We start from the raw sequence: 24,490 nt of genomic DNA on the forward strand, positions 1-24,490 counted from the left end.
TTCGCCAGGAAGGAATTCAATCCAGCATTCAATTAATTTTTAGATCATAAAGAAAAAAATCTGATTTTCATCTCATTATCTAATAGAATTTTTCTTTTGTAAAATTCTATTAGTGATTCAGGTATAACACTAACTATTAAATAATTTAAAAGATTGTACATTTAATCACAATAAAATAATCGAAACACTTTCTTTTTATTTAATTTATGATAAAATGAAATTGTTCAATGAGTATTACTACAAGCGAAGGAGAGATAATATGAAAAAAGAAGTAACTGCGTTAAAGTTCTACTTAAGAAATGGTGAAACATGGACAATTAAAAAAGAATACATTGGAGATTTATGGATTAAACAAATTAGTAAAAGTTTTGGACGCATTGGAGGCGGCGAGTTAGAAGAAATCTACCCTTGCGAATCTTTAAAAATTGAAATCCTTCCAAATGCAGAGCAAGTCAAATCCGCTGATATTAACCTAGGTGGTTTAGAATTAGGGATGTTTGAAAGAATAACAAAACAACCAGATATTGAAAAGATGGATATTCTTTATGCGGTACCTGGAGATAAAACTGCAGAAGAAATAAATGAGAAAGATAGAGTCTACTTCCCATATCAAGCAGGAGATGTTGATGGAAATGATAATGACTATCAAACTGGATTTATTTCTGAAGATGGCCATTTATTTATTGTTATTGATCCGAATAAAACAGCTGAAGAGATTTACTCAAATAAATAAAAAAAATAACTACTACGGCCGTAAAATGTCGTAGTTTTTTTGTGTTTTTTATTGGTTCATAGTATGATAGTCAAAGAGAATAATTATTAAGAAATAAGAATTAGGTGACTAAAGTGAAAGAAAAAGTTACATATGCAGTTGTGGATATTGAAACAACTGGCGGCAACGTAGCAAATGGAGATCGTATCATTCAATTTGGCTGTGTATTGATAGAAGAGGATAAAATTGTACAGCAGTTTGCTGTTGATATTAATCCATTAGCGAATATACCCAAAAAAATTGAACTATTGACCGGCATTACAAATCAAACAGTTGCAAATGCTCCTTATTTTGAAGATGTTGCTCCAACGATTTTCAACTTACTAGATGGGTGTATTTTTGTTGCGCATAATATCCAATTTGATTATGTTTTTTTAACTCAAGAGTTAAAAAGATGTGGCTTGCCTTCATTGAGAAATAAAGGAATAGATACGGTTGAATTAGCACAGATTATTTTGCCGACAGAACCGAGTTTTCGTTTAAATGATTTAGCAACAGCATTTGACTTCACACATCAAAACCCCCATCAAGCTGATAGTGATGCTTATGTAACAGCAGAATTATTTTTACTATTGAAAAGAAAGTTAAAAAAACTACCCTTGGTGACTGTTGAGCAATTAGTTGAATTAGCTGAACATTGTACAATGAATACAAATTTATTCTTTATGGATGCGCTAAATGAAATGTATGATGAGCGTCTGTTACTGCCCAAAACATTATTCGTTAAAGAAGGATTGGCATTATGTAAAAAACAGGTATTAATGGAACAAAACTCTCATCGTATCCAAGCATCTTACCCTGTTGATACTGCAGATAAGGAAAATTTATTTCATAATCAGTTAACTGTTCGATTATTGCAAAACGAATTGATGGATGAAATATATGAGTACTTTTTTGAAAATAACTTAGAACATTTTGTGATTGAAGCTGCTACTGGAATTGGGAAAACATTAGGCTATTTATTGCCCTTATCTTATCTTGCAACACCAGAGAACCCAGTCATTATCAGTACCCATACAACACTCTTACAAAAACAATTATTTGAAAAAGATATGGTACAGTTAAATTCAATTGTTCCATTTACAGTTCAGGCGGTTATTGTAAAAAGCAAGCAACACTACCTACATTTATCTAAGTTTCGAGAAGTCTTAAAAGAACCGTTTGAAAATTTAACAGATACTATTTTAAAAATGCGGACATTAACTTGGTTAACTGAGACAGTTACAGGGGATATAGACGAATTAAATTTGACCAATTATTTGCAACCATTTTGGGAGAAGGTTCGTCATAGAGGATGGACCGATAACCGTTTAAAAGATCCCTTCTTTGAGCAAGATTTTTATCATCATGCACAAGAAAAGATAAAACATGCCAGTATTATTATTACAAATCATGCTTTTCTTTTCCATGATTTAAAACGTGATGAGCCAGTTTTGCCGGCATCAGAACGGGTTATCATTGACGAGGCTCATCACCTGCCAGATGTAGCAACAGAGGCTTCGAGTGACAGTTTTTCTTATTACCATAATCAAAAAATGATTAAAAAAATTGGGAAGCTAACAGATGAGAAAAGTTTTGTAAGTCAATTGAATCATTTGAGCCAGAGCACTACAATAATAAACCCATCACAACTTAAGTTGATGGAAATGAGTGTTTTAACTTTAGAAGAAGATCTATCTGATTTTTTTGAAGCCGTGCTCCTATACGCTCAACAAGAACTGATGGATTCAAATACCACTACTAATCAAGTAGATTTACAATTTTTTAAAACAGAAAAATGGACGGTAGACTTAAAAAAACTAACTAAAAAAATTAGTACCGTATTAAATGATTTAGTGTTTTTTGGACAGGAAATTATCCGTCAAACGTCCTCTCAAAGAGAACAATATACTTACTTAGAGAGGTATTTATTAGATGATTTTTTTGAAGTGATAACGATTGTTGAAAAACAAAAAAATATTTTTATTCGTATTTTCCAAAAAAATAAACAAAATGAACTAACTTGGTTTTCATTCAAACAAAAAAATCCAAAAAATAGTTTTGTAATTAAACAATCTATCATTGATAGCAGTTTATTCATAAAAAAATATTTAGTAGAAAAAAATAAATCTATTTTGTATATTGGAGCAACATTGTCTATCAACTCAGATTTCACCTATTTTGAAAATCAATTGGGCGAATTTAATTTACGGAGATTGTCTATATCCAGTCCTTATAACTATGAAAAACAAGCTCGACTTTGGATTCCGGAAGATTTAAAACCAATTAAACAATTATCAAAAGCAGATTATGCTGAAATGATAGTGGGATATTTAGAGTCAGTAGTTAAGATAACAAATGAAAACATGATGGTTTTATTTACAGCGAATGAAACGTTACAAGATGTTTATGATTTGCTCCAACAACAGTCTTCCTTTTCAGGTCGAGAGTTATTGGCACAAGGAATCTCAGGAAGTCGAGATCGGATGTTAAAACGATTTTTCAATTCAACTGGTGGAATCTTATTAGGAGCAGACAGTTTCTGGGAAGGTGTCGATTTACCAGGAAAGTCATTAAAAATAATTGTAGTGACTCGCTTACCATTTGAATCTCCTGAACGTCCTTTAGTTAAAGCGAAATATAATTGGTTAGAAGAACAAGGCTTAAATCCTTTTGTAGTAGATGCTCTTCCTAAAGCCACTCTTCGGATGAAACAAGGCTTAGGACGCTTGATACGTTCTGAAACGGATAAAGGTGTCATGATTGTTTTAGATGACCGTTTAGTTAAAATGGCTTATGGCCAAAAAATAATGAAGTCTTTACCAGTTCACTTAGTAAAAGAGGTCGTTTCAAAAGAAGAGTTAAAAAGAAAACTGACTCTTTTTTTAAATGAGCGTTGAACTGATTTTAAAATACACGACTAACTAAAGTGGGGATAAAATGAAAAAAGGTATCATCAGTCTCTTAACAATCACAATGGGAATAGTCATCATTTTTTCTGTTTTCATTTATACGAAAAGTAGGCAGCCCTTGATGCAGGCCAGAGAAGAGACAACTAAAATTGCTCAAGAAAGTTCTAATTTAATGACTGTAAATAAGTTTTACTGGTATAACAATAAACAAACTTATTTTAGTGTCTCTGGAGTAAATAAAAAAGAAGAAAGCATGATGGTGATTGTTGAGCAAAAAGGCGGGAAGGTTATTGTTTTAAATCCAGGGGAATTCATTAGTGAAAACGAAGCAAAAAAAATAGCTTACACAGAAATGAAACCTAAAAAAATGTTAGAAACTAGAATCGGTTTAGAAAACGGCATACCCGTTTGGGAAGTAACTTACGAGCAAAAAAATGGAAAATTAGGGTATTATATTGTAACAGCTAAAGATGGTAAATGGGTTAAAGACATTAAAAATATTTAAATTCATTGAGTAAACCAAAGGAAATAAGAAATTTTATTAATTTTTAATGCTAACTTGCGTAAAGTTAGTTATACTTAAGAAGTATGAACATCATTTTGAAGAATGAAAGTAATTTATATGAAGTTAAAGGGGTTTAGGACTGTGAAAAAAATTTCGATTATAGAATCTAAAGATAATGTAGGAAAAGAAGTTACCATAGGCGCTTGGGTAGCAAATAAGCGTTCTAGCGGAAAGATTGCTTTTTTACAATTGCGTGATGGTTCAGCTTTTTTTCAAGGAATTGTAGTGAAAAGTGAAGTTGGAGAAGATGTATTTCAATTAGCCAAAGGTTTAAGTCAAGAAACGTCTATTTTGATTACTGGGGATATACAAGAAGATAGTCGTTCAAAGTTTGGCTATGAGATTGTTGTAAAAAATATTGAGGTTATTGGTGAAAGCCATGATTATCCCATTACACCAAAAGAGCATGGAACAGAATTTTTGATGGATAACCGCCATTTATGGTTGCGTTCAACAAGACAACATGCCATCATGCAAATACGTAATGAAATCATTCTAGCAACTTATAAATTTTTCAATAAAGAAGGATTTATAAAAATTGATCCGCCCATTTTAACAGCTAACGCAGCTGAAGATTCAACAGAACTATTCCATACTGAATACTTTGATGAAGAAGCTTATTTATCACAAAGTGGTCAATTATATATGGAAGCCGCAGCGATGGCATTTGGAAAAGTTTTTTCATTCGGGCCAACATTCCGTGCAGAAAAATCTAAAACTCGACGTCATTTAATTGAATTTTGGATGATGGAGCCTGAAATGGCATTTATGGATCATGAGCAAAGCTTAGAGGTTCAAGAGCAATATATTGCCTACATTGTTCAAAGTGTTCTAGATAACTGTGATCATGCGTTATCGGTATTAGGGCGAGATAAAGAAGTGTTGGAAAACTATACAAAATTACCGTTCCCAAGAATTTCTTACGATGATGCAATCACATTATTAAATGATAATGGTTTCGATGAAATCAAGTGGGGAGATGATTTTGGTTCTCCTCATGAAACATTTATCGCTGAGCAATTTGATAAACCAGTCTTTATTTTAAACTACCCTAAAGCCATTAAAGCCTTTTATATGAAACCACATCCAGATCGCGATGATGTTGTGCTATGTGCCGATTTGATTGCTCCTGAAGGATACGGAGAAATTATTGGAGGTAGTGAGCGTGAAGTTGATTTTGAAGCATTAACAGCTCGCATTAAAGAATTTGGTTTAACTGAAGAAGACTATGCTTGGTATTTAGATTTACGTAAGTATGGCTCAGTTCCACATTCTGGTTTTGGATTAGGATTAGAAAGAGCTGTAACATGGATTTGTGGTACAGAACACATTCGCGAATCTATCCCGTTCCCGCGTTTATTGAACCGTATTTATCCATAGATAGAAGATCATAAAAAACAGTAACTTAAGTTTTCTTAAGTTACTGTTTTTTATCAAGTAGTAAGTAGGCGAGTTTCGATAAACAATCCTTTATTATTTGAATGCAGGAATGAAATAGAGTTAGGAGAGAAAAATGAAATGGATAATCAACTTTTAAAAGAATGGTTGGCTGCTGGAAATACGACAATTTCAAATATTCTTTTAAGAAAATATAGAGACATCGGCTTAACAAATGAACAGTTAGTTTTACTATTACAGTTAAAATCTTATTTGGATAGCGGAATATTTTTCCCTGATACTGAAGAAATTGCAAAGCGAATGGGTATTTCATCTGCAGATGCTTTTCAGGGTATTCACGATTTAATCCAAAAAAATGTACTAACCATTGAAACTGAAAAAAACTCCGAAGGAAAAACAAATGACCGATACAGTCTTTCTTTACTTTGGGATAAATTAGCTTTGTTATTGGTTCAAACTAAAATAACTGCCCAACATCAAGAACAGCAGATAGTTGAAAAAGACCTGTATCAACATTTTGAATCTGAATTTGGTCGAGCGCTATCTCCAATTGAAATTCAAACCATTGGGATGTGGTTAGATGATGATAAATACTCTATTGAATTGATTGAAATGGCTTTAAGAGAAGCTGTTTTAAGTCAAGTATACAATTTGAAATACGTTGATCGAATATTATTAAACTGGGAACGTAAAAATATTCGTTCTAAAGCTCAAGTAGAAAAAGAGGCTCAAAGTCGTCGACAAAAGAATGGACCAGAGACCAAACGTCCAACAGATAAAAAATCAGGAGCAAAAGTACCGCTTCACAACTGGTTAAATGATTCAAACTGAAAAAAAGGGGGGCTTTAACTTGTTGAGCAAAAAGAAAACAATTGAACTCATTGAAGCGATGGGGGAACTTTTTCCAGATGCAGAATGCGAATTGGTTCACCGTAATACCTTTGAACTATTAATTTCTGTATTGTTGAGTGCACAAGCAACTGATGTATCAGTGAATAAGATAACTCCTAATTTGTTTGAAAAATACCCAACCCCTGAAGCTTTTTCGAAAGCACCAATTGAAGATATAATGGAAATGATTAAAACGATTAACTTATATCGAAACAAATCAAAATATATTAAAGCTTGCTCTCAAAAATTAGTCGCTGACTTTAATAGCGAAGTACCCCAAACAAGAAAAGAATTGGAATCTCTATTGGGTATTGGCAGAAAGTCTGCGAATGTCGTTTTAAGTGTTGCTTTCAAGATCCCTGCTATAGCCGTAGATACACATGTTGAAAGGGTAGCTAAGCGTTTAGGTATTTGTTCTCCGGATGCAACCGTTCGTGAAGTAGAGGAGACACTTATGAAAAAACTACCCCCAGAAATGTGGAGCATCGCGCATCATCGGCTTATATTTTTTGGACGTTATCAATGTACAGCTAGAAGTCATGATCATACTGTTTGTCTTCAGTTATTAGGCCAAAAATAAAAATTCAAATTAAAAATAAAACAGACTAAACCAATCTTTTTCAAGATGATGGTTTAGTCTGTTTTTTTGGTTTTAACAGAGTTTCTTACTCTTCTTTACTTACAGAATCTTTTTTAGTTGTTGGTTTCGAAACTGGATTTTTTAAAGATTCACTTGAACTGCTACTTTTTATGCTGTTTTGACTTGCAGATTCATCTTTACTTTCAGAACTACTTTCAGAACTGTTTTCTGGTTCGGAACTTTCTAAGGAACTTTCTAAGGTGCTTTCTACAGAACTTTCTACAGAGCTTTCTTCTGAACTTTGAGATGAACCATCTGCTGAACTGCTATCCTTTTCTTCCTTTTTTGGAGGAATAGTGAGAGAGGTCGTTGCTTTTGGGCCAATTTTATCTTTAATTTTAACCGATAGAGTAATATCCGTTTTTCCTTCAGAAGGATTTTGAACGATATAAGATAAATCTGAGGTTTCGAATGTTTGACCTGCAACGGTTAAGATATAACTAACAGAATCCGTTTTATTGCTAGGGTCATATTTGTCCCATTTGATAGCTATTTCTTCTTTTTCTTTATCGTATTTTGCTGTCAGGCCGCTCGGAGCTTTTAATTTTTCTCCAAAAGTAGAAGAGACACTAGTCGGTTGCGTTCCTTTGACAAACAATTCTTTAACAATTTTATCAGTAGGAGTGTTTGGACCTGGAAGTTTTGCTGGATTTGACCCAGCTTCTATGGCAACTTCTACAACTGAAGAAGGTTTTTTCCAATCGGTGTTCTCGACAGATTGAGAAACGTAAGACATCAACGAACGATAAATTTTTCGTGGCAATTGTTGAGAACTAGTACTCAAGAAATTTCCATCTTCAAACTTTTTGTCGTATCCTACCCAGACAGCGATAGAATAGTTACTGGAATAGCCATTAAACCATGAGTCTGGCGCGCCATCATTTGGAATATTGTATTTTACTTTTTCTTCATCTGTATAGTTTGTTGTTCCAGTTTTACCAGCTTGAGGTACTCCTTCAATTGGAACCAAATTTTGGTTTGAACCTGAGTTAACAGTGTCTTTTAAAATATCCGTTATCATATACGCTGTTGAATCTTTCATGGATTGTTTAGATTCAGGAGTTAAATCAATTTCTTCACCATTTTGCAGTGTAACTGTTGAAACAGTATAAGGTTCAGTGTACATTCCACCGTTTGAAAAAGCAGCAAAAGCAGCCGAAAGCTCAATTGGCGTAATTTCTCCACCAATAGCATTTGATTCAACTAAACCTACTTCATTGTTCCATTTAGAAGGGTCAATGCCAACATTTTTCAAGAAGGATGTTGCATCGGCATAGCCAACTTCTTGAAGAGTTTTAGCAGCTGGAACATTTCGAGAATCGATTATTGCTTTTCGCATACTGATTGGCCCTAGATATTTTCTGTCATAATTATAAAGAGAACCACCAGTATTGTATTCGTAAGGTTCATCTACTATCTGCTGATAGGTAGAGTAATTTAAATATTCTATAGCTGGTCCATAAGTAGAAAGAGGTTTTATAGCTGAACCAACACTTCTATTCATTTCAGCAGCACGGTTAGTTCCTAATTGTACTTCTTGATTTCTTCCACCACCCATTGCCTTTAATTGCCCAGTTTTAGCATCCACCATGGACACAGCAGCTTGTAGATTTTGATCTGGAAAATTGACGTACTCATCAGAGTTTAGAATATCAAACAATCTTTTTTGTGCATCCATATTTAAATTAGTTTGAATGGTTAAACCAGCTGTATGAGGGTCCAAATTAGTTTTTTCTTCAACTTCTAAAATAACTTCTTTTAAGTAAGAATCAAAAACTAATTCGTTTGACTGTTCTTCTGTACGGTTAACAAGGTTTTCTTCTACTGAAATTGATTTAGTTTTTTTTGCATCTTCAGCGGACAATTTGTTGTTTTCTACCATCATATCTAATACTAAATCTCGACGCTCCTTAGCTTTATCGGGATAAGTTTTAGGATTGTAGGTATTAGGAGATTGTGGCAATCCAGCTAACATAGCTGCTTCTGGTAAAGTTAAGTTAATTAATTCTTTACCATAATAATAATCACTGGCGGTACTCATGCCATAATTATTATCAGACATGTAGACCTTGTTAATATAAAATGTAAGAATTTGTTCTTTAGAATATTGACGTTCCAATTTTAAAGCTAGCCATGCTTCTTGAGCTTTTCTCTTTAACGTTTGATCGGCTTCGTCTGTAGAAAAAACAGATAATTTGATTAGTTGCTGTGTAATGGTACTTCCTCCTTGAGAAGCAAAACCATTTGTTACGTTAGCTAACGCGGCGCCAGCAATACGAATTGGATCAATACCGTTGTGTTTATAAAAACGTTGATCTTCGATAGATACAATAGCATCTTTTAACACTTGAGGCACTTGATCTTCAGTGACAACGTCACGTTTTTGTCCACCAAGAGTGTAAATAACGTTTCCTTTATCATCTAAAATATCAGATGAAATAGAACCAGTAATGTCTTCTTCAGTCAGCTCAGGTGCAGAGCTAGCATAATAGACAAACAATCCTGCGCCTCCTATAAAAATGGCTGCTAGAAGTGCAATAGCCATTAAAATAACTTTCTTAAAAATTGGCTTTGAAGCTTGTTTTTTATTTTTTGTAGATTTAGAACGTTTCTTTTGGTCGGATTTTTTCTTAGAGACGCGTGACATGGTTTCTTTTTTTTCTGACATATATACTTCTACTCCTTAAAATTATATAAGATAGGAAAGCAGTCCTGCTTTTCTTTTTGTATCCTAACTCTAACTAGTTATTTTTAGCAATTAATTGATCGACAACTGATAAATAAGGAATTCGTGGCGATAATCCATAATACATCTCATAACCTATTTTTTCAAGGTTTTTTAGAGGGATAGATTTCCGACCATTTTCTTCTTGTTTGTGCCAGTATTCAATCAGATAACTTGCTTCTAAAAGAAAGAGTCTATTGCTAGATGAAAAACGTAGAATTACAAAACAAATAGCTGATTGCTTAAGACATTCTTGCATATGTGTTATTTGATGTTGATGGAAATTTTTTAAAGGAAAAGATTCTTTATTTTTTGTTTCTTTCGCTTCGAAATCCAAATAAAAACTGTTGTAAACACCGTTGTAGTCAGTAGTTGAAGCTTGGCGAAAATAGGCTTCTTTTATAACAGCAGCACTTCTTTTTGGGTAATCAACCTTAACAATCTGTATAGGAGTTGGCTTTTTGTGAATAACTGCCTTGTTAAAGGCCAGGTAATAAGCATTGCTTTCATTTAATTCCTCTTCTAGGGTCATGCCTCTTTTACTAAAGGATACCTCTTTCTTTTTCGTTTGCTTTTTACCATTTTTTTCGGCATCATGAGAGTAACTCTCGCCATTAGGGTACCTTATAACCAATCTTATCACGCTCCTGTGATTCATTATATCAAATACTTCGCTCGAAAGAAAAGGAGAATGAGAATACATGGTAACAAATTTATTAGTTAGCGGCTATCGGTCATTTGAATTGGGCGTATTTAAAGACGATGATCCTAAAGTTGTTATTATAAAAAAATGTTTAAAAGAAGAAATCAGATCCTATATTGAAGAGGGGGTTAAGTGGATATTAACTACTGGACAATTTGGTATTGAACAATGGACGATTGAGGTAGTCGATGAATTAAAAATAGACTATCCGGAGATCAAACAAGGAATAATCTTTCCCTCTTTAGAATTTGGTTCAAATTGGAATGAAAAAAATCAAATGAAATTAATGCAATCTAAGAAAAAAGTAGACTTTGTAGAATCGGTGTCCCATCAGCCGTATAAAGATCCATCTCAGCTTAAAAACCATCAAGCATTCATGCTCGAACACACTCAAGCGGCTTTATTGGTTTATGACCCAGAGAATGAAGGGAAAACAAAATGGCTTTACCAAGCTATTTTAAAAAAGCAAGAAGTTGGAGAGTATGATTGTCGATTGATCGATTTTGATCAATTACAAAATACAACTATAGATGAATAAGTGTTAATCAACAATTAAAATGCATTTTAAAGAAGAAAATATAAATTAATTAAAATTTAGTTTATATTTTTACTTATCTTTGCTATAATAGCAACAAGAGATTAATGCCGTATTATCAATGAAAGATAAAAAGAGGTGTAGTCATGGCAGATAAAGTATTAACAACCAAAGACATATTACAAAAAGAGTTTAAAACTAGTATGCGAGGATATAACCCTACGGAAGTAGATGAATACCTAGACGATGTGATTCGTGATTATGAATTATATAATAAAGAACTTACACAGCTAAAAGCTGAAAATGAAAGGTTATTAAGTAAAGTAGATGAATTAACAAAACAAGCTACTTTAACTAAGCCAACCTATTCAACGCAGCCCAGTAGTACAGTAACAAATTTCGATATTTTAAAACGTTTGTCTAATTTAGAAAGACATGTTTTTGGTTCAAAACTAGATGAACATGATGAACATGAAGAAGAGTAGTAAATAATAAGTTTAATAATCATTTGTAAATTTCGGGTAATTGCAGTCTAGCTTGACTAGATTGAGGAAAGTCCATGCTCGCACAAGCTGCGACGCTTGTAGTGTTCGTGCTTAGCGAAACAATAAGCTAAGGCCTTTATCTTTTGATAAAGTGACGGCAGAAAAAAAGTCTAAGGTCTTTAAAAACTATGACTGAGTATTCTTGAAAGTGCCACAGTGACGAAGCAATGTTGGAAACGGCATTGGTGGAACGCGGTAAACCCCTCGAGCGAGCAACCCAAACTTTGGTAGGGGCACTTTTCCTAGGGAATTGAACCGATGGAAGAGGCAGTAATTGCAGACAGATAATTACCTCCGGATAAAATGACCCTGACAGGATATCTGAGACAGAACATGGCTTACAGAAATTTACAAATTCAGGTATAAAACCCTCCTTTTCGGAGGGTTTTATATTTATATTATGTATCAATGAAGAGCAAATAAAAAACAAGCAAAAAAGAATTGGAGCTAATAAAATGAGACAATTTAAACTTGTTGCAACTGCCGCTAGCGGTATCGAGGCATTAGTTGGAAAAGAATTACGAAGTATGGGTTATGAATGTGAAGTAGAAAATGGAAAAGTATTTTTTAATGGGACAGAAGAAGATATTGCCAAAACGAATGTCTGGTTAAGAACTGCAGACCGAGTTAAAATAATTGTTGGTGAATTTGATGCTTTTGAATTCGATGAATTATTTGAAAAAACAAAAGCTTTACCATGGGAGGATTTACTTCCCATGGATGCTAATTTCCCAGTTGCAGGAAAATCAATCAAATCAACTCTTTATAGTGTATCTGACTGTCAAGCATTGGTAAAAAAAGCAATTGTAGACCGTTTAAGCGCGGTTTATCACCGTAAAACGCGATTGCCTGAAACAGGTGCTTTGTACCAACTTGAGGTAGCTTTACTAAAAGATAAAGTAACATTAACACTAGATACTACGGGATCAAGTTTATTTAAACGTGGTTACCGAATTGCAAAAGGTGGAGCACCACTAAAAGAAAATATGGCTGCAGCTTTAGTCTCTTTGACAACTTGGCGCAAAGACCGTCCGTTTTATGATCCAGTTTGTGGGTCTGGTACCATTCCAATTGAAGCTGCTTTAATTGGTCGTAATATTGCACCAGGAATCAACAGAGGTTTTGCATTTGAGAACTGGGAATGGTTTGATAAAACTATTATTGATAACGTTCGAGCTGAAGCCAAGGCTGCAATTGATCACGATGTTGAATTAGATATTATGGGCTCAGATATTGATGCTAAAATGATCGAAATAGCTAAACAAAATGCGATTGAAGCAGGTGTCGGAGACAGTATCGTCTTTAAACAAATGCAATTAAAAGATTTCACTACTGAAAAAGAGTATGGTGTTATTCTAGCTAATCCTCCTTATGGTGAACGATTAGGGGAAGAAGAAGAAATACAAGCACTCTATAAGCAAATGGGTCAAGTATACCGGCCATTAAAAACGTGGAGCAAGTATATTATAACAAGTGATTTAACGTTTGAATCTGTTTATGGTGAACGCGCTACCAAGAAACGAAAATTATATAATGGGGCCCTTAGAACAGATTTATTTCAATATTGGGGAACACGCCCACCACGTACAACTCGTAATTAAAAAAGATCCAATAAAAAAAACGAAAAAGATTAGAAAATTAATCTTTTTCGTTTTTTTGTTTGTTAAGTAGTATTTTTAATCTTTTGTTTAAGGCTTGGCGAGCAAAGTGATCAGCTTCTTTGTTTTGCGATTCTGGAATCCACTGAATAATAAAGGACGGAAATGATTTTAATTGTTCATTAATAAAAGACAAATATATATTAAACAGATTATTTTTCACATAATTGCGCTCGATGGCAGAAACAACAATTTTACTATCTGAGTAGATGACTAATGTATGATTCGTTAATTGATTTTCAATAAGATAATTCAAACCAGACGAAATAGCTTCAAATTCTGCTTGATGATTGCTTAACTCATCTTCAAGGGGGAAGGATAACTGGATATGTAGTTCGTTTCCAATGATAATAATACCAACTCCGCTAGGCCCAGGATTTGATTTAGTTGATGCGTCAGTGTACATTCTCAACATGTATTATTTTCCTTTCGGCTTCTAAATTTGTTTTTTTAAAAACATATGCTATGATAAATGCAAAATAACTATTATGAGATAGAGGATGAAAAATGAAAAAAGTGAAAACTGTATCAAAAATCCGGCTTTCTTTAGAACCGGCGTTTCAAATAATATATTGGTCCATTTGTTGGCTTACTCTTTTTTTAAGTCTGATTCTTATTTTGGAAAATCAACACCCGGTCTTTAGTTTTGTTATAGGGAGTTTTTGGTTTGTGCTTTTATACTTTGGATTTGGCTCTACTGCAACATTTTCAGAAGATAAATTAGATATTCGTTATTTTAGAGGGATAAAAAATAAAAGCTATCCACTATTATCAACCTTTACTAAGCTGTCTTTTTCAGAACATCGACTGATTAAACTAGAAGGAAAAAATGTCAAAGAACCACTGATACTCTATTTAAACAAAAAAAACAAGAAAGTTTTCATAACTTTTATTCAACAATCTATTCCAGAAATTAAGATAGAAGAAGTCAATGATAGTAGAAAAAATGAACTAAACCAAGAATAGCAAAAAACGATACCTCACTATGAGGTTATCGTTTTTTTCTTAGGGAAATAAATTATAGTTAACCATTTACTTTAAAGAAGTTCTTCAACGACAACACTTGTAGCCTGAGGGCCTCTAGTACCTTCAACGATTCTAAATGAAACATGTTGGCCTTCGGATAAAGTTTTAAAACTGTCTCCTTCAATTCCAGTAAAATGAACAAAAACATCATCTTGGTCATTGTACTCGATAAAGCCATAGCCTTTTTCGTTGCTAAACCACTTAACAATTCCTTTTTCCATCTGTCAGTCCCCCTTAATAAATTTTTCGACAAAATTTAGCCAACTTGTGCGTAAAAATAAAGAGGATACAAGAAGAAATGGCCTAATTCCATTATAAGAATGTTAACCGCTTTCGTCAACAATAGTTAACGCAATAGTTTGTATCTAACACAGACTACTATTTATTATGTTCATAATCATCATTTTTATTTTTGGTTGTCTATTATGTAATAAGAAACAAAAGAATAAAAGTAGCCTATAAAACCAAAGATTTCTAAATACATAGTTTAGTTAGAAGATGAGGAGCGTAACAGACTTCTCTCGTTGTTGTACGTATCTTTCGTTCATATCTTATTGATGAAAAATAGAACGAGTTGAAACAAACTTATAAAGCGGATGTAAGCTATGAAAACTATTTTAACTCAGCAATTAATGCAGCTAGCAAAGGAACGAAATAGCGAATTTCTGTTGAAGGTTTTTTATGGGGAGCTGGTCCAGAGCATCCTCGTTTTATGCTGGTTGGAGAGGCTCCTGGAGAAGTGGAATCGCTAAATGGCATACCGTTCACTGGCCGAGCTGGAAAAGAATGGATAAAATTTTTTGAGTTTTTAGAGATGCCACGAGAAAAAGTAGTCATCACGAGCATCTTTAGAAGTAGGCCGTTTTATGAAAGGGAAAAATTAGATAAGAAAACTGGTGAACGTTTTATCCGTAAGTGCAATCAGACACCTACCTAGAAAGAAATAGTAGCTCATGGCCCATTATTAGATTTTGAAATTAAAACGATAACTCCACCTATTATTTTAACAATGGGAAATGTAGGATTACACAGATTAATTGGCAATTAATCCAACATCATGGAAATTCATGGCCAATTATACGAAGGTCCCGTTTTAGAATTAGCTTCAATAGACTCGACTCCTTTTACTTGGACAGAGAAATATACCGTATATTTCCAATAGTTCAGCCTGCTTCTATTTTTTATAATTGAAAATGACTCGATTTAATTTATCAGGATTTAGCATGGTTTAAGCCACACATTTAAAAGAATATGAAGTAGCTGTATCTTTTGTGTTAAAATGAGGAAGATTAAAAAATGAGTGCTTACTACGGGAAAGTGGAGATTGAATATGAAAGAAATGAAAGTAATCAATTTAACGAAAACTTATGGAGAAAAAACTTTATTTGACGACATTAGCTTCTCAATTCAAACAGGAGAACGAGTTGGTTTAATTGGTGTAAATGGTACCGGTAAAAGCAACTTATTAAATGTTATCACAGGTAAAGATAGTGGTGAAAAAGGTGAAATTCAAACACCTAAAGGCTATACGATGGGGTATTTATTGCAAGAACAAGAGTTTGACGAAGAACTGACTGTTTTTGACACCATCTTTGAAGGCGATACTCCTATTTTAATTGCTTTAAGAAATTATGAGAAAGCACTTGAAAATTTAATTTTAGATCCAATGAATGAAAAGTATCAAAATGCTTACTCTAACGCAGAGCAAGGCATGAATGACCACGATGCTTGGTTAGCTGAAACGAATGCAAAGACTATCTTAAGTAAGTTAGGCGTTATTGATTTAGAGCAATCCATTGCTACATTATCTGGAGGACAAAGAAAACGAGTTGGACTAGCTCAAGTATTAATACAAGAGCCTGATTTACTAGTGTTAGATGAGCCAACAAACCACTTAGATTTTAAAACAATTACGTGGTTAGAAAATTATTTGAGTTCCTATCGAGGTGCATTATTATTAGTAACGCATGACCGTTATTTCTTAGACAGAATTGCAAATCGAATGATTGAATTGTCTCATGGGAAAGCGATTATGTACTCTGGTAACTATGAAAGTTACATTATAGCTAGAGCAGAACGTCAAGAAGCTTCCATTCGTGCAGATCATAAGAGAAAACAACTTTATACAAAAGAATTGGCATGGATGCGAACTGGAGCAAAAGCTCGTTCAACCAAACAACAAGCTCGAATTAATCGCTTCTCTGATTTAGAAGAAAATCTTCATCAATCAAATGTAGATGATTCAGTTGAAATGAATCTAGAAGGATCGCGCATTGGGAAACGTGTTTTTGATTTAAAAGATGCCTCATTAACTTTTGTGGGCCATCCTATCATCGAAAATTTTAATTTATTGATTCAAGCAAAAGACAGAATTGGTATTAGTGGTAAAAATGGTGCTGGAAAATCAACTCTATTAAATGTACTCGCTGGAAGAATAAAATTAGATTCAGGAGAACTTGTAGTTGGTGAAACAGTTAAAGTTGCTTACTACACACAAATGACTGAAGAAATGGATCCTAAAAAACGAGTCATTTCATTTTTACAAGAAGTAGGCGAAGAAGTAGAAACAACTAATGGAGAACGCATTAGTGTGACCAATTTATTAGAACAGTTTCTATTTGAGAAATCGAGTCATGGTACGTTAATAGGAAAATTATCCGGTGGAGAAAAAAGAAGATTGTATTTATTGAAATTATTAATGCAAAAACCAAATGTCTTATTAATGGATGAACCAACGAATGACTTAGACATTGCAACGCTAACGGTCTTAGAAGATTATATTGAGACCTTTCCTGGTGCTGTTATTTCTGTATCGCATGACCGTTACTTCCTTGATAAGACGACAGAAAAATTGTTAATCTTTGAAGGAGAAGGTAAAGTTATTCCTTACTTTGGAAATATTACGGATTATATAGCGGAAGAAGAAGATGAGAAGATAGAATACCAAGAAAAAAAATCTTCTGAAAAAACGATTAATAAAGATGGGGATTCTTCTTCAAAAACTATAGAAAAAGAAGATACAAAAGAAAAATTAACTTATTTAGAGCGCAAAGAATGGGATAACATGGAACAAGATTTACTTGGTTTAGACGCTGAAATTATGCGAATTCAAAAAGAAATGAGCGAAAATGGCAGTAACTCCGCTTTATTGCAAGAACTACAAGAAAAACTTTCCACCCTTGAAAAAACGGTCGAAGAGAAAATGACAAGATGGGAATACCTAAGTCAGTTTGAAAACAACTAAAGCATCCAGGAGGAATAATTTTGGAAACGGAATATTTAAATTTAGGAGAAAAAGTCATGTTAGAAGGCACATTAAAACAGGATAGGACGGGAACAGGAACAAAAAGTCTATTCGGCCATCAGATGCGCTTTGATCTTCAAAAAGGTTTTCCTTTATTAACAACCAAACGCTTGCCTTTTGGGTTAATCAAGAGTGAGTTGTTGTGGTTTATTAAAGGAGATACGAATATAAAATATCTTTTGCAACACAATAATCATATCTGGGATGAATGGGCGTTTGAACGCTATGTAAATAGCGTCGATTACTCAGGACCAGATATGACTAATTTTGGAAAAAGAGCGATAGTAGATGCTGAATTCAAGCGTGTATACACATCTGAAAAAGCTCTCTTTTGCCAACGGGTATTAGAAGATGATGAATTCGCTACGCAATATGGAGAATTAGGAAATGTGTATGGCTCGCAATGGCGACACTGGAAAACATCACAAGGAGAAACAATAGATCAATTAAAAGATGTTATTGAGATGATTAAATCTAATCCTGATTCCAGAAGATTAATTGTTACCGCTTGGAATCCGGAAGATGTACCAACTGTGGCTCTTCCTCCTTGTCACACTTTATTTCAATTTTATGTTGCGGACGGGAAATTAAGTTGTCAATTGTATCAAAGAAGCGCAGATATATTTTTAGGCGTTCCTTTTAATATTGCAAGCTATGCTTTGTTGACTCATCTTATAGCACATGAAACAGGTTTAGAAGTAGGCGAATTTGTTCATACTTTAGGTGATGCACATTTGTATTCCAATCACTTAGATCAAATGGCTGAACAATTGACAAGAAAACCTAAAACATTTCCTGTTTTAGACTTAAATACTGAAAAAATGAGTATCTTTGATTTTGAAATGGGAGACATTCAAATAAAAGATTACGATCCACATCCGAGCATTAAAGCTCCGATTGCTGTTTAAAAATTACTAAAGAAATGGGTGATACAAATGATTGCATTTTTATGGGCACAAGACGAAAATGGAATAATTGGAAACCACGGCACACTTCCTTGGACTTTACCTAACGATTTAAACTATTTCAAAAAAATGACACAAGAAAATGCAGTCGTAATGGGTAGAAAAACATTTGAAGGAATGGGCAAACGACCATTACCCAATAGAGTAAATATCATTTTAACAACAGATCAAAATTATCAAGCTAGTGGTGTTGAAGTCATGCATAGCGTAAATGAAGTGATAGCTTTCGCTAGGCAATATGAAAAGGACACTTTTATCACTGGTGGAACAGCTGTTTTTAAAACATTTATGCCATTTGCAGAGGTATTGTATAAAACAGTCATACACGCCGAATTTGAAGGAGATACGACAATTCCAGATATTGATTGGAATAAGTGGAAACTCGTTCACACTGAAGCAGGTTTGGTGGATGAACGCAATAAGTATCCTCATGACTTTGAAACGTATTACAAAAAGTGAAATAAAAAATGCATCTCTCAAAAAATGAGGATGCATTTTTTATGTTTATTTTACATTTAATCAATCAAACATAAAATAGACAGCATAAAAAAACTTCAAGTGCAGGTCGCAGGTCCACTGCTAGAACCGTTAGATAAAAGAACAATCCTCCTCCAATAGTCAAAAAATAGTCAAAAAAAATACTCTGTGTTATCGCGTCAAAACTGCATTTAGAACTAAGCACTTTCTTGAGAAAACAGTATGAGGGTGTGTATTTTTTTCATTCATTTAATAAGCCTTCTTTTTTATACCCTTCTCTGCTTAAACCTTTCTAGATAAGTATACGAGGATTCAAGAATCTGTTATACTACTTTATATGTACTCTCTACAAGTAAATAAAACCACTGTCTGAAAAATGAGTAAAAATTAAGCTTACTTATATCAGGGTTATAAAAGAAATTTTATTTAGAAAGATGGGATAAAAAAGAAATGAATAAAATAGCTATAGTAACTGATTCATCTGCCCAATTAAGTTCAGATGAGATTAAAAGATTAGGTATTCATGTCTTACCCTTAACCATTTTAATCGACGACAAAACCTATATAGATGGAGAAAATATTCAAAAGGTTGAATTCATGAACTTAATGGAGAAAACAACCAACTTACCAAAAACGAGTCAACCTCCTCTTGGCAAATTTTTAGAACTTTATGATAAGCTTGGAGAAGACGGTGGTGAAGTGATTTCTATCCACATGACTGAATCTTTAAGTGGGACAGTTAATGCTGCTAGGCAAGCTGCTCAAATGACAGAGACTAAAGTAACAGTCATTGATAGTAATTTTACTGATCGTGGACTTGCTTTTCAAGTTATTGAAGCTGCAAAGTTAGCAACTAATGGCGCCAATGAAGAGACCATTTTAAATAAAATCGAAGCAGTAAAGGCACGTACAAGTTTGTTTATTTGTGTTAGAACGTTAGATAATCTAGTTAAGGGTGGAAGAGTTAGCCGAGTAGTAGGTACAGTCTCTAATCTAATGAATATGAAGTTAATTTTTGAATTAGTAGACGGGAAATTGGAAAGTCGAGTAAAAGGTCGTGGCATGAAGCCAATAAATAAATGGAATCAAGCATTAAAAGAAACGTTAACGCAGACCAAAAATTTAGCTGAAGTTTCGTTTTCACATGCTGCTGATTTTGATTATGTAAATGATTTGAAAGAAGATTTCCAACTTGTAATGCCAGATGTTCTAATGACAATGGATCATACGGGTCCAATCATTGCGACTCACACCGGAAAAGGCGCGTATGCCATCATTTATTATGAAAAACAGGGAATTTAGATTTAGTGGTAAATGGAGGTGAATCATACGATGAAAGTAGTACGTTCTTTCTTAATTACTTGCCTAATCTTAGCAATAGGTACGTTTATCGTTTTTCAAGGATTAAATTTAGTTATGAATAAAGATAAAATACAAGAAAACAAGCAATCGGCCAATCCAAAACAAACTATTCATTTTTTAGCAATAGGTGATTCATTGACCAAGGGTGTAGGGGATAGTACTCAAAATGGTGGCTATGTACCGTTAGTTGCAAATCAATTAAAAGAAACTCGTGGAATAGACAACGTAACCACAAAGAACTATGGTATAACCGGTGAACGAAGTGATCAGATTTTAAAAAGGGTTCAACAACAAGAAGACCTTCAAGTAGATATAAAAAGAGCAGATATTATCGTTTTATCAGCGGGCGGCAATGACCTTGTCCAAACGTTTAAAAAAGAAAAACTTAAAATTAACCAAGAGAGTTTTCTTCAACCAGAAAAGAAATATAAAAATAATCTTTCTATGATCTTAAAAAAATTGAATAAACAAAATCCAAAGGCTCAAATTTATGTTTTCGGTCTGTATAATCCATATGATTCTCTTTTCCCAGAAATGACTGAAATGAAAGATATTCTTCTTTCATGGAATACAGCTACTAAATTGATAGCTGAAGAGAATAAAGCTACTTATTTTTCATTGAGCAGTTTATTTAATGGAGCAGAAAGACCAACCATTTCTAAGATAAATAAGTCATCTGAGAAAATAGATACCAGTTCTTTGTTATACGAAGAAGATTTGTTTCATCCAAATGATAAAGGTTACCAGTTAATAGCCAATGAGTTATATCGTGCTATTATAGACCATAAAAAAATATCCGATTAATGACTAAACTTTATTAGAGAGGAATTTAATATGGAAGAAAAGAGTGAAAAGAACAGACTTAATTATTGGAAATGGGCATTTTTATTGCTGTTATCAATTGTGTTAGGGAGCGTAATTTGGTTATCCTCTCAATTAACACCTTTTATCCAAGGTGAGCCTAATTTATCTTTAAATGAGTCTAAAAAAGAAGAAATGACTTTTCAAATTCAAGCGCGTAAAAAAGATCTGAATCAATTAGTTACAAAATATATTGATGAAGAACTATCAAATAAGCAAGTTGACTTTAATTTTATTTTAGATGAACAAGCTCAACTATCAGGAACCTTTCAATTATTTAGTCGTGATGTAGGATTTTCATTGTTTTTAGACCCGTTTGTAATGGAAAATGGAAACCTTCAATTTAAAGCAACTAGAATTTCAGTTGGAGCTTTAGATTTACCTATTTCCTTTGCGATGAATCTGATAAAGTCTCAGTTAAAAGTCCCAGAGTGGGTAGCTATTGATACAAAAAAAGAAATCATTGTGTTTAACTTAAATGAATTTTATTTAAAAAGTGGCATGCATTTTACTGCTGATAAAATAGATTTGGAAAAGGATGACATCCGTTTAAATGTTTTTTTACCCAATAATTAAAGCTACAAAAACAAATTTTCTGATTCCTCTAGAAAAAATATAGAAAAAAGGAGCACAACACATTTATGCGAACTTCATTTTATCACTATTTAATGACAGAAAGAGACCCACACAAAAAAGATACTATTACATTATTTGCTAATGAGGCCTATCTTGATGTTGGCTTTCCGAAACAGTCAGATGATTATCAAAAAATAAGCCATTATCTAGAATTAAATGGCGATTATTTACCAGAAATGTCTATCTTTGATGAAGCTTGGGAAAGATATTTAGAAAAAGATAAATAATGGGAGGAGTAAAAAAATGAGCACACATATTAATGCAAAAGAAGGAGAAATAGCTGAAACGATTTTATTACCTGGGGATCCATTACGTGCAAAATATATTGCTGAGACATTTTTAACAGATGTAGTGCAATACAATACTGTCCGTAATATGTTTGGTTATACAGGAATGTACAAAGGAACAAGGATTTCTGTTCAAGGTACTGGGATGGGACTTCCATCAATGATGATTTATGCAGAAGAACTTATTACAAAATACAATGTTCAAAACTTAATGCGCGTCGGTACTGGCGGCGGCATGAAAGATACCATTAAAGTTAGAGATGTTGTTTTAGCGCAAGGAGCGACAACGGATTCTAGTATCAACCGCCATACATTCCACAATCAGGTAGATTTTGCTCCACTGGCTAATTTTGAACTATTGAAAACAGCTTACGATATAGGGATGGAAAAAGGGTTGAATGTGAAAGTCGGGAACGTTTTATCAGCGGATCGTTTTTATAATGAAGAGTTAGATAAAAAGAAATTAGCTGATTATGGTGTTCTGGCTGTTGAGATGGAAGCAGCAGGATTATATACATTAGCAGCTAAATATGACCGTAAAGCATTAACAATACTGACAATAAGTGATCATTTATTAACAGGAGAAGAGACCACATCTGAGGAGCGAGAAACTACTTTTAACGACATGATGATTCTTGCTTTAGAAACAGCTATTAAATTACCTCAAGCCTAATCATTAAACGAAAGAACACGTATACCTATTCGAAAGGAGTTGCCATATGCAAGATGAACCAGAAAAGAAAAAACAAAGTAAAGTTAAGATAAAAACTTATTTAATTTCTTTGTTTATCGTTGCTGCTGTTTCAATCGGTGGAACTTATATGCTGACAAACCAATCAAATCAAGACATTCCCGTTAAAAAACAAGACGATACTCAATCAGGGAAACTATCTAAAGTTGAAGCGGTGTATGATCAACTTTTAAGTCAATATTTTAAAGATGTTGATGGTGATATGCTTATCGAAGGTGCATTAACTGGAATGGTTGACGCAATTGGAGATCCCTACACACAATATCTCGATGTTTCAGAAGCAACGTCTTTAAATAATACTATTTCAGCTTCTTTTGAAGGTATCGGTGCTGAAGTAATGAAACAAGGTGATTCTATTATGATTGTTTCTCCTATAGCCGGTTCTCCCGCAGAAAAAGCGGGATTAAAACCCAATGATATCCTATTAAAAGCTGACGATAAAGACTTAACAGGACTATCTTTAAACGAAGCGGTTTCATTTATCAGAGGTGAAAAAGGCTCTAAGGTTGTTTTGACGATTCGACGTGGAGAAACTCAGTTTGAAGTGTCTGTTACTCGAGATACAATTCCAGTAGAAACAGTCGTTTATAACTTAGATAAAGAGCATCCAACGATTGGCTATATTTCTATTAATAGTTTTTCAAATCCAACGTATGACGAATTAGTCACGGCTGTAAAAGAGTTGCGCACTCAAGGAGCTAAATCTTTTATTTTTGATGTTCGACAAAACCCTGGTGGTATATTAGATGGAGCTTTGAATATATCTAATATGTTTGTTGAAGAAGGTTCTATTATTATGCAAACACAAGAAAAAGACCAAGAACCCGTTAAATTAACAGCCGATAAGGAAACAATGGGTGAATTTAAGGTCACAGAACCTTCTGTACTTTTAGTAGATGAAGGAAGTGCTAGTGCATCAGAAATCCTTGCCGGCGCATTGAAAGAGGCTGCTGATATCCCTATTATTGGAACTAAGACATTTGGAAAAGGAACGGTTCAAACCGTTGCTAGTTTTTCAGATAATAGCGAGTTGAAATTAACGATTGCCAAATGGTTAACACCATCGGGTAAATGGATTAACGAAAAAGGAATAGAACCTACTATTCCAGTTGAATTACCGGACTATACAAAACTATTAATCATTGACAGCACAAAAGAATACCAATTAGGGGACGTTTCAGACGAAGTTGAAAATCTTGAAAAAGTATTTGAAGCTTTAGATTATGAAACAGGTCCGGTTGATGGGTATCTCGATGAGCAAACGGTTTCAACAATCAAAGAATTTCAAACAGAGCAAAAATTAGAAACAACTGGTGTAGTAACTGGAGATACAGCTGCAGCAATGATCGAAGATTTACGTACTTTAATAAAAGATAATGACACACAATATGAAAAAGGATTAGACTATTTGAAAGAATAAGCTACTTCCGTTAATAAGATTAAAAAAGGGATTTAGATGATTATTTCCCCCTTTTTTAATCTTACTTTTATTGAAAAT

General features: G+C 33.6%; 24 protein-coding genes and 1 other RNA gene. 21 read left to right on the forward strand and 4 right to left on the reverse strand.

Going from position 1 to position 24,490, the window contains the following annotated elements:
- The first annotated feature begins 259 nt into the window (after positions 1–259).
- The 6 genes from BR44_RS01590 to nth all read left to right on the forward strand — a co-directional run bounded on the left by BR44_RS01590 (position 260) and on the right by nth (position 7,097).
- Positions 260–733 carry a hypothetical protein gene (locus BR44_RS01590; RefSeq protein ID WP_034550018.1) on the forward strand — a complete coding sequence of 158 codons (474 nt, stop codon included), beginning with the start codon at positions 260–262 and terminating at the stop codon, positions 731–733.
- Between the two features lie 113 nt (positions 734–846).
- A complete protein-coding gene (dinG, locus tag BR44_RS01595) occupies positions 847–3,651 on the forward strand; it encodes an ATP-dependent DNA helicase DinG (protein WP_034550020.1) in 2,805 nt (934 codons plus the stop codon).
- 40 nt (positions 3,652–3,691) lie between these two features.
- A complete protein-coding gene (locus tag BR44_RS01600) occupies positions 3,692–4,168 on the forward strand; it encodes a cell wall elongation regulator TseB-like domain-containing protein (RefSeq protein WP_034550021.1) in 477 nt (158 codons plus the stop codon).
- Positions 4,169–4,309: 141 nt separating this feature from the next.
- Positions 4,310–5,608, forward strand: coding sequence for an asparagine--tRNA ligase (gene asnS / locus BR44_RS01605; RefSeq protein WP_034550022.1), 1,299 nt, complete (start codon positions 4,310–4,312; stop codon positions 5,606–5,608).
- A 138-nt stretch (positions 5,609–5,746) separates the two neighbouring features.
- On the forward strand, positions 5,747–6,457 hold the full coding sequence (locus tag BR44_RS01610) for a DnaD domain-containing protein (RefSeq protein ID WP_034550024.1): 711 nt from the start codon (positions 5,747–5,749) through the stop codon (positions 6,455–6,457).
- 19 nt (positions 6,458–6,476) lie between these two features.
- Entirely contained in the window at positions 6,477–7,097 is a 621-nt protein-coding gene (gene nth / locus BR44_RS01615) for an endonuclease III (protein WP_034552817.1), read from the forward strand.
- Positions 7,098–7,182: 85 nt separating this feature from the next.
- On the opposite strand, the gene BR44_RS01620 is transcribed toward nth, so the two are convergent.
- Together BR44_RS01620 and recU are read right to left on the reverse strand one after the other, a co-directional pair.
- A complete protein-coding gene (locus tag BR44_RS01620) occupies positions 7,183–9,825 on the reverse strand; it encodes a PBP1A family penicillin-binding protein (protein ID WP_051912458.1) in 2,643 nt (880 codons plus the stop codon).
- A 73-nt stretch (positions 9,826–9,898) separates the two neighbouring features.
- A complete protein-coding gene (gene recU / locus BR44_RS01625; protein WP_034550025.1) occupies positions 9,899–10,516 on the reverse strand; it encodes a Holliday junction resolvase RecU in 618 nt (205 codons plus the stop codon).
- Positions 10,517–10,583: 67 nt separating this feature from the next.
- On the opposite strand from recU, the gene BR44_RS01630 reads away from it, so the two are divergent.
- From BR44_RS01630 to BR44_RS01640, 4 genes are all read left to right on the forward strand, one after another.
- Positions 10,584–11,123: an SLOG family protein gene (locus tag BR44_RS01630; protein WP_034550027.1), complete on the forward strand. Its 540-nt coding sequence runs from the start codon at positions 10,584–10,586 to the stop codon at positions 11,121–11,123.
- Positions 11,124–11,266: 143 nt separating this feature from the next.
- Entirely contained in the window at positions 11,267–11,605 is a 339-nt protein-coding gene (gene gpsB, locus BR44_RS01635; protein ID WP_034550028.1) for a cell division regulator GpsB, read from the forward strand.
- A gap of 28 nt (positions 11,606–11,633) precedes the next feature.
- Positions 11,634–12,011: RNase P RNA component class B (rnpB, locus tag BR44_RS11210), an RNA gene on the forward strand.
- Positions 12,012–12,120: 109 nt separating this feature from the next.
- Positions 12,121–13,266: a THUMP domain-containing class I SAM-dependent RNA methyltransferase gene (locus BR44_RS01640; RefSeq protein WP_034550029.1), complete on the forward strand. Its 1,146-nt coding sequence runs from the start codon at positions 12,121–12,123 to the stop codon at positions 13,264–13,266.
- 37 nt (positions 13,267–13,303) lie between these two features.
- Here BR44_RS01640 and BR44_RS01645 read toward each other — a convergent pair whose 3' ends face one another.
- The gene (locus BR44_RS01645; protein ID WP_034550030.1) at positions 13,304–13,738 is read right to left on the reverse strand and encodes a ribonuclease HI family protein; all 435 of its coding nucleotides are present in this window, start codon (positions 13,736–13,738) and stop codon (positions 13,304–13,306) included.
- A 92-nt stretch (positions 13,739–13,830) separates the two neighbouring features.
- Here BR44_RS01645 and BR44_RS01650 point away from each other — a divergent pair, with 92 nt between their 5' ends.
- Positions 13,831–14,289 carry an EbsA family protein gene (locus BR44_RS01650; RefSeq protein WP_034550033.1) on the forward strand — a complete coding sequence of 153 codons (459 nt, stop codon included), beginning with the start codon at positions 13,831–13,833 and terminating at the stop codon, positions 14,287–14,289.
- Positions 14,290–14,360: 71 nt separating this feature from the next.
- Here the strand turns inward: BR44_RS01650 and BR44_RS01655 are convergent, their stop codons facing one another.
- Complete coding sequence (locus BR44_RS01655; RefSeq protein WP_034550035.1) at positions 14,361–14,570, reverse strand: cold-shock protein; 210 nt, start codon at positions 14,568–14,570, stop codon at positions 14,361–14,363.
- 491 nt (positions 14,571–15,061) lie between these two features.
- Between BR44_RS01655 and BR44_RS11780 the strand changes: the two genes are divergently transcribed.
- The 10 genes from BR44_RS11780 (at position 15,062) to BR44_RS01705 (ending at position 24,412) form a co-directional block, all read left to right on the forward strand.
- Positions 15,062–15,286: a uracil-DNA glycosylase family protein gene (locus BR44_RS11780; RefSeq protein ID WP_245592905.1), complete on the forward strand. Its 225-nt coding sequence runs from the start codon at positions 15,062–15,064 to the stop codon at positions 15,284–15,286.
- Positions 15,287–15,679: 393 nt separating this feature from the next.
- The gene (locus BR44_RS01665; protein WP_034550038.1) at positions 15,680–17,593 is read left to right on the forward strand and encodes an ABC-F family ATP-binding cassette domain-containing protein; all 1,914 of its coding nucleotides are present in this window, start codon (positions 15,680–15,682) and stop codon (positions 17,591–17,593) included.
- Between the two features lie 20 nt (positions 17,594–17,613).
- Complete coding sequence (locus BR44_RS01670) at positions 17,614–18,561, forward strand: thymidylate synthase (RefSeq protein WP_034550040.1); 948 nt, start codon at positions 17,614–17,616, stop codon at positions 18,559–18,561.
- Positions 18,562–18,588: 27 nt separating this feature from the next.
- On the forward strand, positions 18,589–19,077 hold the full coding sequence (locus BR44_RS01675; RefSeq protein WP_034550042.1) for a dihydrofolate reductase: 489 nt from the start codon (positions 18,589–18,591) through the stop codon (positions 19,075–19,077).
- Between the two features lie 468 nt (positions 19,078–19,545).
- Complete coding sequence (locus BR44_RS01680; RefSeq protein ID WP_034550044.1) at positions 19,546–20,397, forward strand: DegV family protein; 852 nt, start codon at positions 19,546–19,548, stop codon at positions 20,395–20,397.
- A gap of 30 nt (positions 20,398–20,427) precedes the next feature.
- Positions 20,428–21,261, forward strand: a complete 834-nt coding sequence (locus BR44_RS01685; protein ID WP_034550045.1) for a DUF459 domain-containing protein — start codon at positions 20,428–20,430, stop codon at positions 21,259–21,261.
- Positions 21,262–21,291: 30 nt separating this feature from the next.
- Entirely contained in the window at positions 21,292–21,894 is a 603-nt protein-coding gene (locus BR44_RS01690) for a YpmS family protein (RefSeq protein WP_034550047.1), read from the forward strand.
- A gap of 65 nt (positions 21,895–21,959) precedes the next feature.
- Positions 21,960–22,181, forward strand: a complete 222-nt coding sequence (locus BR44_RS01695) for a YozE family protein (protein WP_034550049.1) — start codon at positions 21,960–21,962, stop codon at positions 22,179–22,181.
- A 16-nt stretch (positions 22,182–22,197) separates the two neighbouring features.
- A complete protein-coding gene (gene deoD, locus BR44_RS01700; RefSeq protein WP_034550050.1) occupies positions 22,198–22,914 on the forward strand; it encodes a purine-nucleoside phosphorylase in 717 nt (238 codons plus the stop codon).
- Between the two features lie 46 nt (positions 22,915–22,960).
- Positions 22,961–24,412 (forward strand): S41 family peptidase, encoded by a 1,452-nt coding sequence (locus tag BR44_RS01705; RefSeq protein ID WP_034550053.1) that lies wholly within the window; start codon positions 22,961–22,963, stop codon positions 24,410–24,412.
- Positions 24,413–24,490 lie beyond the last annotated feature (78 nt).

It is taken from the genome of Carnobacterium funditum DSM 5970 (assembly GCF_000744185.1).
Lineage (GTDB): Bacteria > Bacillota > Bacilli > Lactobacillales > Carnobacteriaceae > Carnobacterium_A > Carnobacterium_A funditum.